The organism is Stenotrophomonas sp. Marseille-Q4652, from assembly GCF_916618915.1.
In the GTDB taxonomy this organism is placed as follows: domain Bacteria; phylum Pseudomonadota; class Gammaproteobacteria; order Xanthomonadales; family Xanthomonadaceae; genus Stenotrophomonas.
This window is the reverse complement of sequence record NZ_CAKAKE010000001.1, coordinates 1,975,098-1,988,291: the sequence shown is the minus strand read 5'-3', so window position 1 is coordinate 1,988,291 and position 13,194 is coordinate 1,975,098. Positions and strand designations below refer to the sequence as shown.

At 68.9% G+C, this 13,194-nt stretch carries 12 protein-coding genes and 1 other RNA gene; 12 read left to right on the top strand and 1 reads right to left on the bottom strand.

Features of this window, described 5'->3' with window-relative positions; genetic code table 11:
* Positions 1-63: 63 nt before the first annotated feature.
* From rsmI to rnpB, 3 genes are all read left to right on the top strand, one after another.
* Positions 64-894, top strand: a complete 831-nt coding sequence (gene rsmI, locus LG380_RS09480) for a 16S rRNA (cytidine(1402)-2'-O)-methyltransferase (RefSeq protein ID WP_225764795.1) — start codon at positions 64-66, stop codon at positions 892-894.
* Complete coding sequence (locus LG380_RS09475) at positions 887-1,591, top strand: hypothetical protein (protein ID WP_225764794.1); 705 nt, start codon at positions 887-889, stop codon at positions 1,589-1,591. Before rsmI ends, LG380_RS09475 begins: the two co-directional genes overlap by 8 nt.
* A gap of 63 nt (positions 1,592-1,654) precedes the next feature.
* Positions 1,655-2,007: RNase P RNA component class A (gene rnpB, locus LG380_RS09470), an RNA gene on the top strand.
* A gap of 220 nt (positions 2,008-2,227) precedes the next feature.
* Here the strand turns inward: rnpB and LG380_RS09465 are convergent.
* Positions 2,228-2,998, bottom strand: a complete 771-nt coding sequence (locus tag LG380_RS09465) for an NRDE family protein (RefSeq protein ID WP_225764793.1) — start codon at positions 2,996-2,998, stop codon at positions 2,228-2,230.
* Between the two features lie 372 nt (positions 2,999-3,370).
* Here LG380_RS09465 and LG380_RS09460 point away from each other — a divergent pair, with 372 nt between their 5' ends.
* Genes LG380_RS09460 through murG form a run of 9 tightly spaced genes read left to right on the top strand, consistent with a single transcriptional unit; the run spans position 3,371 to position 13,186 of the window.
* Positions 3,371-3,769, top strand: coding sequence for a division/cell wall cluster transcriptional repressor MraZ (locus LG380_RS09460; protein ID WP_263973797.1), 399 nt, complete (start codon positions 3,371-3,373; stop codon positions 3,767-3,769).
* A gap of 14 nt (positions 3,770-3,783) precedes the next feature.
* Positions 3,784-4,749 carry a 16S rRNA (cytosine(1402)-N(4))-methyltransferase RsmH gene (gene rsmH, locus LG380_RS09455; protein ID WP_225766547.1) on the top strand — a complete coding sequence of 322 codons (966 nt, stop codon included), beginning with the start codon at positions 3,784-3,786 and terminating at the stop codon, positions 4,747-4,749.
* Entirely contained in the window at positions 4,746-5,009 is a 264-nt protein-coding gene (ftsL, locus tag LG380_RS09450) for a cell division protein FtsL (RefSeq protein WP_225764790.1), read from the top strand. Before rsmH ends, ftsL begins: the two co-directional genes overlap by 4 nt.
* A complete protein-coding gene (locus LG380_RS09445) occupies positions 5,006-6,850 on the top strand; it encodes a penicillin-binding protein 2 (RefSeq protein ID WP_225764788.1) in 1,845 nt (614 codons plus the stop codon). Before ftsL ends, LG380_RS09445 begins: the two co-directional genes overlap by 4 nt.
* Positions 6,847-8,331 (top strand): UDP-N-acetylmuramoyl-L-alanyl-D-glutamate--2,6-diaminopimelate ligase, encoded by a 1,485-nt coding sequence (locus LG380_RS09440; protein WP_225764785.1) that lies wholly within the window; start codon positions 6,847-6,849, stop codon positions 8,329-8,331. Before LG380_RS09445 ends, LG380_RS09440 begins: the two co-directional genes overlap by 4 nt.
* On the top strand, positions 8,328-9,722 hold the full coding sequence (gene murF, locus LG380_RS09435; protein ID WP_225764784.1) for a UDP-N-acetylmuramoyl-tripeptide--D-alanyl-D-alanine ligase: 1,395 nt from the start codon (positions 8,328-8,330) through the stop codon (positions 9,720-9,722). Before LG380_RS09440 ends, murF begins: the two co-directional genes overlap by 4 nt.
* The gene (gene mraY, locus LG380_RS09430; protein ID WP_225764782.1) at positions 9,712-10,797 is read left to right on the top strand and encodes a phospho-N-acetylmuramoyl-pentapeptide-transferase; all 1,086 of its coding nucleotides are present in this window, start codon (positions 9,712-9,714) and stop codon (positions 10,795-10,797) included. The genes murF and mraY overlap by 11 nt, the downstream gene beginning before the upstream one ends.
* Entirely contained in the window at positions 10,797-12,101 is a 1,305-nt protein-coding gene (gene ftsW, locus LG380_RS09425) for a putative lipid II flippase FtsW (RefSeq protein WP_225764781.1), read from the top strand. The genes mraY and ftsW overlap by 1 nt, the downstream gene beginning before the upstream one ends.
* Positions 12,098-13,186 (top strand): undecaprenyldiphospho-muramoylpentapeptide beta-N-acetylglucosaminyltransferase, encoded by a 1,089-nt coding sequence (gene murG / locus LG380_RS09420; protein ID WP_225764780.1) that lies wholly within the window; start codon positions 12,098-12,100, stop codon positions 13,184-13,186. Before ftsW ends, murG begins: the two co-directional genes overlap by 4 nt.
* Positions 13,187-13,194 lie beyond the last annotated feature (8 nt).

Genomic DNA, 13,194 nt, shown 5'->3' with positions numbered 1-13,194 from the left:
GGCGCGGCGGGGCCGGCCGGGGAAACGGTACGATTCTAACCTTGACCGAGGGAGTGCCGTTTCATGAGTTCCGCCACGCTGTACGTCGTTGCCACGCCGATCGGCAATCTCGGGGATCTTTCCCCGCGCGCGCAGGAGGTACTGCGCTCGGTGGCGGCGGTATGCGCCGAGGACACCCGGCACACGCGGCCGCTGCTGGCCCACTTCGGCATCAACAAGCCGCTGCTCGCTCTGCACGACCACAACGAGGACAGCATCGCCGGCCGGATCGTCGCCCGCCTGCTGGGTGGCGAGTCGCTGGCGCTGGTCAGTGATGCCGGCACCCCGCTGGTCAGCGATCCCGGCTTCCGCCTGGTGCGCGCGGCGCGCGCGGCCGGGGTCAAGGTCAGCCCGGTGCCCGGTGCGTGCGCGGCAATCGCTGCGCTGAGCGTGGCCGGGCTGCCGAGTGACCGTTTCCTGTTCGAGGGCTTCCTGCCGGCCAAGTCCGGCGCGCGTCGCGAGCGCCTGCAGCGGCTGGCCAGCGAGACCGCGACGCTGGTGTTCTACGAATCCTCGCACCGCATTGCCGAGTCGCTGGCCGACATGGCGGCCGTATTCGGCGGCGAGCGTCCGGCGGTGATCGCGCGCGAGCTGACCAAGCTGTTCGAAACCGTGCTTGATGGCTCGCTGCAGGACCTGCTGGCGCGGGTCGATGCCGACGACAACCAGCGCAAGGGCGAGTTCGTGGTGATGGTGCAGGGCGTGGGCGACGACGAGGCTGCCAGGCTTGCCGAAGGCCGTCGCCTGTACGCAAGGCTCAACGAGCACCTGCCGCCGTCGGCTGCGGCCAAGCTCGCTGCCGAACTCAGTGGCGCCCCGCGCAAGGCACTGTACGGCCAGGGTGGCAGTGACTGAGCCCTGCGTCCTGGCCTGGCGTGCCGGCTCGGCCGGGACCCTGCTGTCGCGGCTGGAACTGGATGGGCTGCCGGCCGCCGAGGCCGCGCTGCTGGACAAGAAGGGCCGCGAACGCTGGCTGATGGCCGGGTGGCTGGCGGAGCGGGCGCACACGCTGGCCTATCCGCTGCGGGTACTGGCCTGCGAACGTCCGGATTTCCTGCTCGACGGCCCCGGCCTGAAGATGGGCATGGAGTGCATGGAAGTGGTACCGGCCGAGTTCAAGAGGCTGCAGACCGAGCTGCGCGACGTGAATTCCGGCTGGGTCGAGCCGCTGCGTGCGCCCGGCCAGTTCGAGTGGGACTGGAGCAACCCGGTGCTGGCCGGACTGCTGGCACGCGCCCACCGGCAGCAGCAGTCACCGGAGGATCCGCGCGGACTGTGGCTGTCGGTGATGGCGTGGGCGGTGGCCAAGAAGCGCGACATCCTCCACCGCAATGGTTTCCAGCGGCGCCCCGTCAATGGCCTGCTGCTGCACGACAACTGGCCACTGCCAGAGCTCGATCCGCTGCCGGTGGAGCGGCTGCACCAGTCGCTGTTCGAGGCCGGGGCCTACGCCGACTTCCAGCTGGTGGCGTTCATGCGCGAAGGCCGGGTCTGGCAACTCGAAGCCGCCGGCGTCATCGAGCCGCCGCGCCCGGCCGGCAACGGCGGCTGATCCGCGCTGCGATGTCGCGGCGACAGGCACGCGCTGGCCGGCCATGCGACAATGCGCGCTGGCGGAGTCGGCCAGGCAGTCGCGTCATTCCTTCGGGAATGCCGAGGAAAGTCCGGGCTCCACAGGGCAAGGTGCCAGGTAACGCCTGGGCGGCGCGAGCCGACGGAAAGTGCAACAGAAAGATACCGCCGAACGGTCCTGCGGGATGCGTGGTAAGGGTGAAATGGTGCGGTAAGAGCGCACCGCGAGTCTGGCAACAGACCGGTACGGCAAACCCCACCTGGAGCAAGACCAAATAGGGACCCAATGACGTTGCCCGCGTCGGGTCCGGGTAGGTTGCTTGAGCGTCACGGTGACGTGGCGCCTAGAAGAATGACTGTCCACGACAGAACCCGGCTTACCGGCCGGCTCCGCCACCTATTTCCCTGAATCCCAGGCCCCATGCGGGCCGGCGTTCACCGTGTGTGCTGACAAACTTTGTCTAAATCTGCCCTTCCTGTCGGTCGGGTACCGCGTGGCTGTGTTGGTACCACCTGCCTTCGTGGGCTCGGCCGGCAGGGCCCCTGCCGCTGATGGCCGCGCGACTTGCCGGGCCGGTGGCGCCGGGCCATCCAGCGCACGCAGCGCTACGCGCTCTCAGTCCTGTTCCCCGCCGAACTCGAGCCGGGTCTCGCTCAGAAATCGGCCTTCCGCGCCGAAGCGCTTCTCGTGGATGAACCCATGCCCGTGGTGATCAATGCCCAGCAGGGTGCTGGCGCGTGTGCCGTACTCAGGGCCGCGGATGAAGGACGGCGACAGCCGCCGCTCGAGCTCCAGGCCCACGCCGGTATCCGGCAGCTCGGGATCGGCGGCGCGTGTCTCGTCGGCCAGCGCCTGCCACAGCCGTGTCAGGTCGTCTCCGCCATCCTCCCGCCATTCCGCCATCGCCGTGAGCAACCGCCGGGTCTTGAGCCAGGGCGCATCCAGCGCGCCGTTGGACAGGCCATGGATCCCGGGTTCCAGGGCGCGATCCTGTAGCGGGTGGTTGCTGAGGAAGTGGCAACTTTCAGCGTCGGCCAGCAGCAGGTTGAACGGCGGGTACGCCGGAGCGCGCGCAAGCAATGCTCCTGCCTGGTCGGCTGCGCCCATCGACCTGGCCAGATAGGTGGCCACCAGCGCGCCACGCGAAGGCCCCTCGGGGCGGGCCAGCGGATCTCGGAAATTGGTCACCACCGCAGCGCGGCCGTCGGGGCTGGCCCCCATCCACGTCCCGCCCGAGCGCAGGTCGCGCCCGGCCAGGACCTGTCCCCCCGATTCAACCCAGGCCTGCAGCGCGGCGGTTGGACGTGCGTGGAACTCATCGCGGTTGCCGGCCATCAGCAGCCGCCAGCGGGGGTGGGATTTCCAGACAAGGCCGACCAGACACATGAACGGAATTGTGCCGGTTTGCACACTTCCCGGTCACGCTTGGATCACGGCCAAGCTGAATGGACCCACATCTTTCACACCCCCTCCACGGGGCTGAATTTCGCCCCAATCTCAAAAAATGAGACTAAACAGGAACTTGTGGATAAGCCTTGAACAATTCTCTAAAGATTGCCGCAAGCCATTGATGTGCATGGCGATTTCGCCTTCTGAAAGTTGTTGACAAAGTAAAGGTCGCTGCTAAGGTGGGCGCCAGAGGGAAAACCGGGTGTTTTGTGGTTTTTCGTGGTTCAATGACCGCCAAGGCGGATTTGGGAAGGTGCAGGCGGCGTGTTCCAGGGCGAGACGGCCATCACGGTGGATGACAAAGGGCGAATGGCGGTTCCCACCGCTTATCGCGACCTTGTCGCGCGCGCCGGAAACCGCCTGGTCCTGACCTACAACCCGTTCGAGGCCGGCTGCCTGTGGCTGTACGCCGAAGCCGAGTGGGAACGGGTCCGCGACTCCGTCATGGCCCAGCCCAACACCCAGCGCGTGGTGCGCACCCTGCAGCAGAAGCTCGTGGGTTCGGCCGCGCACCTGGAACTGGATGCCAATGCCCGCGTCAGTCTGCCCGCCAGCCATCGTGCTGCCGTGGGCATCGAGAAGAAGGCGGTGCTCATGGGTATGGGTGGCAAGTTCGAACTGTGGAGCGAGCAGGCTCATCGCGCACTGATCCAGCAGACATTGTCTGACGAGGATCTGGCCGGTGGGTTGCTCGACCTGACGTTGTGAGCCGGGGTGCCCGGGTGCGCGGGGAAGCGCAGGCCGGTCACCTCCCGGTGTCCCAGCCGTCGGCCCATCTGCCGGTGCTGTACACGCAGGTCCTCGAAGGCCTGCAGGTGACCGAAAACGGAACTTATCTCGATGGCACGTTCGGGCGGGGCGGTCATGCCCGTGGCGTGCTGCAAAAACTGGGCCAGAAAGGTCGACTGCTGGTGATGGACAAGGATCCCGAGGCGATTGCCGTGGCCGAGCGCGATTTCGCGCCGGACCCGCGCGTGTCGATCTTCCGCAGCTCCTTCGCCGACCTGCTGCACTGGGACGCCACCGCCGACGGCCTGGATGGCGTGCTGTTCGACCTGGGCGTGTCCTCGCCCCAGCTGGACGTGGCCGAGCGCGGCTTCTCCTTCGGCAAGGACGGCCCGCTGGACATGCGCATGGACCCGGACTCGGGCGAGAGCGCCGCGCAGTGGCTGGCCCGCGCCGAGGAGCGCGAGATCGCCGACGTGCTGTGGACCTACGGCGAGGAACGCGCCAGCCGCAAGATCGCGCGTGCGATCGTGGCCCAGCGCGAGAAGACCCCGCTCACCCGCACCGCGCAGCTGGCCGAGCTGATCAACCAGGTCGTGCCGCGTGGCAAGGACAAGTCCAATCCGGCCACCCGCAGCTTCCAGGCCATCCGCATCCACATCAACCGCGAGCTGGCCGACCTGGAGGCCGGGCTCGACGCGGCCGTGGCCCGGCTCAAGCCCGGTGGCCGGCTGGCGGTGATCAGCTTCCACTCGCTGGAAGACCGCATCGTCAAGCAGTACTTCAACAAGCTGGCCAAGGCGCCGCCGAGCAACCGCCGCCTGCCAGAACAGCAGGCCTTCGTGCCGACGCTGTCGTTGGTTGGCGGCGCGATCAAGGCCGACGAGGACGAGCTGGCAGCCAACCCGCGTTCCCGCAGCGCGGTGCTGCGCGTGGCGCAGAAGCTGGAGGTGCGCGCATGAGCCGCTTGCTGCTGGTCGTGCTGCTGGCCTGCACCATCGCCTCGGCGATCGGCGTGGTCTACATGCGCCACCGCCATCGCCAGCTGTTCGTCGAGCTGTCACGTCTGGAGCATGCACGCGACGAACTGAACATCGATTTCGGTCGGCTGCAGCTGGAGCAGGCCACCCTGGCCCAGGCCACCCGCGTGGACCAGGTGGCCCGTGGCCGCCTCGGCATGAAGTTCCCGGAAGCGGCCGACATCGTGGTGGTGCGCCCATGAACAGCTCCGGCCGCGCCCGTACCCGCACCCAGTTCAACCTGCGCCAGCGCCTGCTGTGGGTCGGCGTGGGCCTGGGCCTGTGCTCGGTGACCCTGGTTGGCCGCGCGGCCTACGTGCAACTGGTCAACAGCGACTTCTACCAGCGCCAGGGCGAGGCACGCTACCTGCGCGAAGTGCCGATCCCGACCTCGCGCGGCATGATCACCGACCGCAACGGCGAGCCGGTGGCGGTGTCCACGCCGGTGGCCTCGATCTGGGTCAATCCGCAGGAGCTGCTGCGCCATCCCGACCGCATTCCCGAGCTGGCGCAGGCGCTGCGGATCCCGGCCGACGAGCTGGGCACGCGCCTGTCGCAGAAGGCCGACAAGGAATTCATGTACGTGCGCCGCCGGATCAACCCGGATGAGGCCGAGCGCATCGTCGGGCTGAAGATCCCGGGTGTCTTCAGCCAGCGCGAGTTCCGCCGCTTCTACCCGCAGGGCGAGGCGATGGCCCACGTGCTGGGCTTCACCAACATCGATGACCGCGGCCAGGAAGGTCTGGAGCTGGCCTTCGACGACTGGCTGCGTGGCAAGCCCGGCGTCAAGAAGGTGATCCGCGACCGCAAGGGCGCGATCGTGGAAAGCATCGATCTGGTCCGTGCCGCCGAGCCGGGCAAGGATCTGACCCTGAGCATCGACCGCCGCATCCAGTTCCTGGCCATGCGCGAGCTGCGCAACGCGGTCACCGCGCACAAGGCGTCTGGCGGCTCGGTCGTGGTCATGGACGTGGCCACCGGCGAGGTGCTGGCCATGGCCAACCTGCCGACCTACAACCCCAACGCCGTGGGCAACGCCAAGCCGGACGCACGCCGCAACCGCGCGGTCACCGACCTGGTCGAGCCTGGCTCGACGATGAAGCCGCTGACCGTGGCCACCGCGCTGCAGGCCGGGGTGGTCTCGCCTGCCACCATCATCGACACCAATCCGGGCTACATGGCCCTGGGCCGCTACACGATCAAGGACGTACCGCGTAACAACGGCGTGCTCGACGTGACCGGCGTGATCACCCGCAGCTCCAACATCGGCGCGGCCAAGATCGTCGACAAGGTGCCGAACCAGACCTTCTACGATTCGCTGCGCAACTTTGGCTATGGCGTTGCGCCGCAGAGCGGCTTCCCGGGCGAGGCCGCCGGCATGCTGGCGCCGCCAGGGCGCTGGAACGGCCTGCAGAAGGCGACGATGTCCTATGGCTACGGCCTCAATGTCACCCCGCTGCAGATTGCCCAGGCTTATGCCGCGCTCGGCAACGGCGGCAAGCTGATCCCGCCGACCTTCATCAAGGGCCAGCGCAACGAGGCGCGCCAGGTCATCGATCCGAAGATCGCCACCGACGTGGTGCGGATGATGGAAACGGTGGTCACCCAGGGCGGCGCCAAGCAGGCCGGCATCCTCGGCTACCACGTGGCCGGCAAGACCGGTACCGCGCGCAAGGCCGGCCCGGGCGGCTATGTGCGCAACCACTACAACTCGCTGTTTGCCGGCGTGGTGCCGGCGACCAACCCGCGCTTTGCCACGGTGATCGTCGTCAATGACCCGCAGGGCGGCACGTACTACGGCGGCCTGGTCTCCGCACCGGTATTCCACCACGTGATGGAGGGTGCGCTGCGGCTGATGGACGTACCGCCGGACGACATCCAGTCGTGGCTGGCTGCGCAGGCCTCGGGCAAGATCGGCCACGCCGCCAGCATCCTGCCGACCGCGCCGGAAGCCCAGGACCTGCCCGATCCGGCCGCCGAGTTCGACGCCGCGCTGCCCACCGCCGCGGCGGCGCCGGCCCAGGCGCAGGAGGCGCGCCAGTGAGCCGCACGATGCCGCTGTCGCACCTGCTGCCGGACGTCGCGCTGGCCCATGACCCGGCGATCTCCGGCCTGGTGCTGGACAGCCGCGCCGTGCGCCCGGGCGATGCCTTCGTGGCGATCGCCGGTTTTGGTGCGCATGGCCTGGGTTTCGTCGAACAGGCGCGCGCGGCCGGTGCCAGCGCGATCCTGTTCGAACCACCGGCCCCGGCCGGACTGCCGGCGCCGACCGACGCCATTGCCGTGCCGGGGCTGCGCGGCCGCCTCGGCGCGATGGCCGACAAGTTCCATGGCCATCCCTCGCACGTGATGACGATGGTTGGCGTTACGGGCACCAACGGCAAGACCTCCACCGTGCAGCTGCTCGGCCAGGCCTGGCAACTGCTGGGTGTGCGCAGCGGCAGCGTCGGCACGCTGGGTGTCGGCCTGTACGGGCAGGTGGTGCCGACCGGTTTCACCACGCCGCTGGTGCTGCAGACCCACGAGGTGCTGGCCCAGCTGCGCGACCAGGGCGCGCAGGCGGTGGCGATGGAAGTCAGCTCGCACGCGCTCGACCAGGGCCGCGTGGACGGCGTGCACTACGACGTGGCGGTGTTTACCAACCTCACCCGTGACCATCTCGATTACCACGGCGACATGGCCAGCTACGGCGCGGCCAAGGCCCGCCTGTTCCACCGTCCGGCGCTGAAGACGGCGGTGGTGAACCTGGACGACGCGTTCGGCGTCGAGCTGACCGCCGGAATCGATGCCGAGGTGCAGGTGCTGGGCGTGAGTTCGCGTGGCCACACTGCGGCACGGGTCTGCGCGCAGTCGCTGCAGCTCGACGGCCGTGGCATCGGCTTCGACCTGGTCATAGATGGCCACGCCCATGCCGTGCGCTCGCCGCTGCTGGGCCGCTTCAACGTCGACAACCTGCTGGCCGTGGCCGCGACCCTGCTGGCGCTCGACCACGAGCCCTCGCGCGTGGCCGCGGTGCTGTCCCAGCTGCAGCCCATCCATGGCCGCATGAACCGCCTCGGCGGTGGTGATGGCCAGCCGCTGGTGGTGGTCGATTACGCCCACACCCCCGACGCGCTGGAGCAGGCGCTGCTCAGTCTGCGCGACCACGTCGCCGGCCGGCTGACGTGCGTGTTCGGCTGCGGCGGCGACCGTGATACCGGCAAGCGCCCGCAGATGGCGACCATCGCCCAGCGCCATGCCGACGTGGTGATCGTCACCGACGACAACCCACGCACCGAGGATGGCGACCGCATCGTCGCCGACATCCTCAAAGGATTCGACAACCCCGGCAGCGTGACCGTGCAGCGCGACCGCGCGCAGGCCATCGCCCAGGCCATCGCCCAGGCGGGCCCCGGGGACATCGTGCTGGTGGCCGGCAAGGGCCACGAGCCGTACCAGGAGATCGCAGGCATCAAGCATCCGTTCGACGACAGCGAGGTCGCCGCCAGCGCACTGGCCGCCCGCGCAACCGGGGGGCTGGCATGAAGCGCACCCCCCTGTCCCTGATCGCCCACTGGGCCGGTGGCGAACTGCATGGCGAGGACACCACCATCGACGCCATCAGCAACGACACCCGTACCCTGGCCGGCGGCAGCCTGTACGTGGCGCTGCGCGGGGAGCGCTTCGACGGCCATGACTTCGCCGCCGACGCGGTGATGCGCGGTGCCAGCGCGCTGCTGGTCGAGCGCCTGCTCGAGGTGGAACTGCCTCAGGTGCTGGTGGCCGACGCCGAACTGGCGCTGGCCCGCATCGCCGCCGGCATGCAGCGCGACCGCGACACGGCGGTGTTCGCGCTGACCGGCAGCAACGGCAAGACCAGCGTCAAGTCGCTGCTGCTGTCGATCCTGGAGCGTGCGGCGCTGGTCCGCGGCTGGCGCGTCTACGCCAACCCGGGCAACCGCAACAACGAGATCGGCCTGCCGCTGGCGGTGATCGACGCACCCGAAGATGCCGACGTGGCCATCTACGAGATGGGCGCCGGCAAGCCGGGCGACATCGCCTACCTGACCGACATCGCCCGTCCGCGCTATGCGCTGGTCAACAACATTGCCGCCGCCCACCTCGAGCGCCTGGGCAGCCTGCTCGGCGTGGCCGAGACCAAGGGCGCGATCTACGCCGCGCTGCCGGCCGATGGCGTGGCCATCATCAATGCCGACGACGCGTTCGCACCGTGGTTCGAGCAGCACTGCGTCGGCACCCCGGCGCGCTGCCAGGTGCTGCGCTTCGGCCTGGACCACAGCGCGCAGGTCACCGCACGTGCGTTGCAGCTGGCCCCGAACGGCTCGCACTTCGTACTGGTGACCCCGGCCGGCGAGGCCGAGGTGACGCTGGCATTGCCGGGCCGCCACAACGTCCTCAACGCGCTGGCCGCCGCCTCGATGGCGCTGGCCGCCGGACTGGAGCCTGCGCTGATCGCCGAGGGCCTGGCCCACGCGCAGCCGGTGCCCGGCCGCCAGATCGCGCACGTGCTGCCCGGTGGCGCGGTGCTGGTGGATGACAGCTACAACGCCAACCCGGGTTCGCTGGCCAGCGCGATCGATGCGCTGGCCGCCGCGCCGGAAGAGGGCTGGCTGGTGCTGGGCGACATGCGCGAACTTGGCGCCGATGCCGAGGCGCTGCACGCCCAGGCCGGGTGCCGCGCACGCCAGGCGGGGCTGAAGCGCCTGTACGCGCTGGGCCCGCTGAGTGCCGCCGCCGCTGCCGCCTTCGGCGAGGGTGGCCGCCACTTCGACAGCCACGCCGCGCTGGCACAGGCGCTGGAAGCCGAACTTCATGCTGGCGTGCGTTGCCTGGTCAAGGGCTCGCGCGGCAGCGCCATGGACAAGATCGTGACCGCGCTTCTGTCGCGCGGCGAGGAAACCCCGCATGTTGCTTGAACTGGCCCGTTGGCTGCAGCAGTTGGAGAGCCTGTTCGGGCTGTTCAACTACCTGACCTTCCGCGGCATCCTGGCGGCGCTGACCGCGCTTGGCCTTTCGCTGTGGTTCGGCCCGGCCGCAATCCGCCGCCTGGCCCAGCTCAAGGGGGGCCAACCGATCCGCAAGGACGGCCCGCAGTCGCACTTCTCCAAGGCTGGTACCCCGACCATGGGCGGCGGCCTGATCCTGGTCACCGTACTGCTCTCGGTGCTGATGTGGGGCGACCTGCGCAACCGCTATGTGTGGGTGGTGCTGGTGGTGATGCTGTGCTTCGGCGCGATCGGCTGGTACGACGACTGGATCAAGATCGTCCGCCGCGACCCGAACGGCCTGAAGTCGCGCTGGAAATACCTGCTGCAGTCGATCTTCGGGCTGGCCGCCGGCCTGTTCCTGTATTTCACCGCCGACGTGCCGGCCGAGCTGACCTTCTATATCCCGATGTTCAAGGCCTTCGCGCTGCCGCTGGCCGGCGTGACCTTCGTGGCCCTGGCCTACTTGTGGATCGTCGGCTTCTCCAACGCGGTCAACCTGACCGACGGCCTCGATGGTCTGGCGATCATGCCCACGGTGCTGGTGGCCTGTGCGCTGGGCGTGTTCGCCTATGCCTCCGGCCACGCCCAGTTCGCCGAATACCTGCAGATCCCGCGCATCCCCGGCTCGGGCGAACTGGTGATCATCTGCGCCGCCATTGCCGGCGCCGGCCTGGGTTTCCTGTGGTTCAACACCTATCCGGCGATGGTGTTCATGGGTGACATCGGTGCGCTGGCGCTGGGCGCCGTGCTCGGCACCATCGCGGTGATCGTGCGCCAGGAGCTGGTGCTGGTGATCATGGGCGGCATCTTCGTGATCGAGACGCTCTCGGTCATGATCCAGGTGGCCAGCTTCAAGCTGACCGGCAAGCGCGTGTTCCGCATGGCGCCGATCCACCACCACTTCGAACTCAAGGGCTGGCCGGAGCCGCGCGTGATCGTGCGCTTCTGGATCATCTCGGTGGTGCTGGTGCTGATCGGCCTGGCGACGCTGAAGGTGCGCTGATGAATGACCTGTCGCGCCAGGCAACCCGACTCGACGCCATCGAGGGCAGCTACGACAAGTGGCTGCTCGGCGCGGCCGTGTCCCTGGCCGGCCTCGGCGTGGTGATGGTGGCCTCCAGCTCGATCGCGATGACCGCCAATCCGTTCCACTACCTGATCCGCCACCTGGTGTTCATCGGGCTGGGCGTGGCGATGGCGGTGGCGGCGATGCGCACCGACCTGAAGTCGATCGAGAAGCACAACCAGCTTCTGCTGCTGGGCTGCTTCGCGCTGCTGCTGGTGGTGTTCATCCCGGGCCTGGGCAGCACCGTCAACGGTGCGCGGCGCTGGGTCAACCTCGGCTTCTCACGCTTCCAGACCGTGGAAGCGGTCAAGGTGCTGTACGTGGTGTGGCTGTCCAGCTACCTGGTGCGCTTCCGCGACGAGGTCAACGCGACCTGGATCGCGATGCTCAAGCCGATCGGCATGGTGCTGGCGCTGGTGCTGCTGCTGATGTTCCAGCCGGACTTCGGCTCGTCGATGCTGCTGCTGGGCATCACCGGCGGCATGCTGTTCCTGGGTGGTGCGCCGATCAAGCGCATCGTCGGCCCGATCTCGCTGCTCGTGCCGGTACTGGCCGCACTGGTGTACTTCGAGCCGTACCGCATGCGCCGCGTGACCTCGTTCGTCGATCCGTGGGCCGACCAGCTGGGCTCCGGTTACCAGCTGTCCAACGCGCTGATGGCCATCGGTCGCGGCGAATGGACCGGCGTCGGCCTGGGTGCCTCGATCCAGAAGCTGAACTACCTGCCCGAAGCGCATACCGACTTCATCTTCTCGGTGATCGCCGAGGAGCTGGGCTTCCTCGGCGTGTGCATGGTGCTGGTGCTGTACGCGGTGCTGGTCGGCCGTGCGCTGTGGCTGGGCGCGCGCTGCGTCGAAATGAAGCGCCACTTCTCCGGTTACATCGCCTTTGGCGTGGCGCTGTGGATGGCAATGCAGACCTTCGTATCGATCGGCGTGAACCTGGGTCTGCTGCCGACCAAGGGCCTGACCCTGCCGCTGATTTCCTCGGGCGGCTCCAGCGTGATGATGACCTGCGTGGCCATCGGCCTGTTGCTGCGGGTCTCCTATGAGTACGACCGCGCCGTGCGCCGCCATGCGTTCCGCATGGACGAGGCTGCCACCCCGGCGCGCCCGGCTGCCGACAGCGATGCGCCGGCAGCGGTCGCCCCCGTGGCTGCCCGTACCGTGGCGCCGCTGCCCTCGCGTGGCACGAGCCGCGTGCAGCCACGCGTCGAACCGACCTTCGGAGGCCTGGCATGAGCGCCGTTGCTTCCAGCCCGCGCCCGGTGATGATCCTGGCCGGCGGCACCGGTGGCCACATCTTCCCGGCACTGGCCGTGGCCAAGGTGCTGCGTGCCCGCGGCGTGCCGGTGGTCTGGATGGGCGCGGCCGGGGCGATGGAAACCCGGCTGGTCCCGCAGCACGACATCCCGCTGGATACGCTGCAAATCGGCGGCCTGCGCGGCAAGGGCAAGCTGGCCCTGCTGGGCGCGCCGTTCCGGGTGATGCGCGCGATCCGCGCCGCCGGCTTCGTGATCGGCGACCGCAAGCCGCGGGCGGTGATCGCCTTTGGCGGATTTGCCTCCGGGCCGGGCGGCATTGCCGCGCGACTGCATGGCCTGCCGCTGCTGGTGCATGAGCAGAACCGTGCACCGGGAATGACCAACCGCGTCCTGTCCCGCTTCGCGCGCCGCCTGCTGACCGGTTTCCCGGGCAGCTTCGCGACCGGCGAGGAAGCGGTTGGCAACCCGGTGCGTGCCGAGATCGCCGCCATCGAGGCGCCGCAGACCCGCCTGGCCGGCCGCAGCGGTCCGCTGCGCCTGCTGGTGCTCGGTGGCAGCCAGGGTGCGCGCGTGCTGAACAACGCGGTGCCGGCGGCCATTGCCGCACTGGGCGATTCGGTGCAGATCCAGGTGCGCCACCAGAGTGGCGAGAAGCTGCACGGCGAAGCGCTGGCGGCCTATCGCGAGGCCGGCGTGGAAGCCGAAGTCACGCCGTTCATTGCCGACATGGCGCAGGCCTTCGCCTGGGCCGACCTGGTGGTGTGCCGTGCCGGCGCTTCCACCCTGGCCGAGCTGTGTGCCGCCGGCGTGGGCAGCGTGCTGGTGCCGTTCGCCGCGGCGGTCGATGACCACCAGACCCGCAACGCCGAATACCTGGTCGGGCGTGGCGCCGCCACCCTGCTGAAGCAGGACGAGGCGCTTGCAACCAACCTGCAGGGCGTGCTGCGCAGCCTGCATGAAGATCCCGCCCGTCGCATGTCGATGGCGCAGGCCGCCCGCGGGCTGGCCAAGGTCGATGCCGCCGAGCGCATCGCCGACATCATTCTCGAGGAATCCGCATGAACACCCAC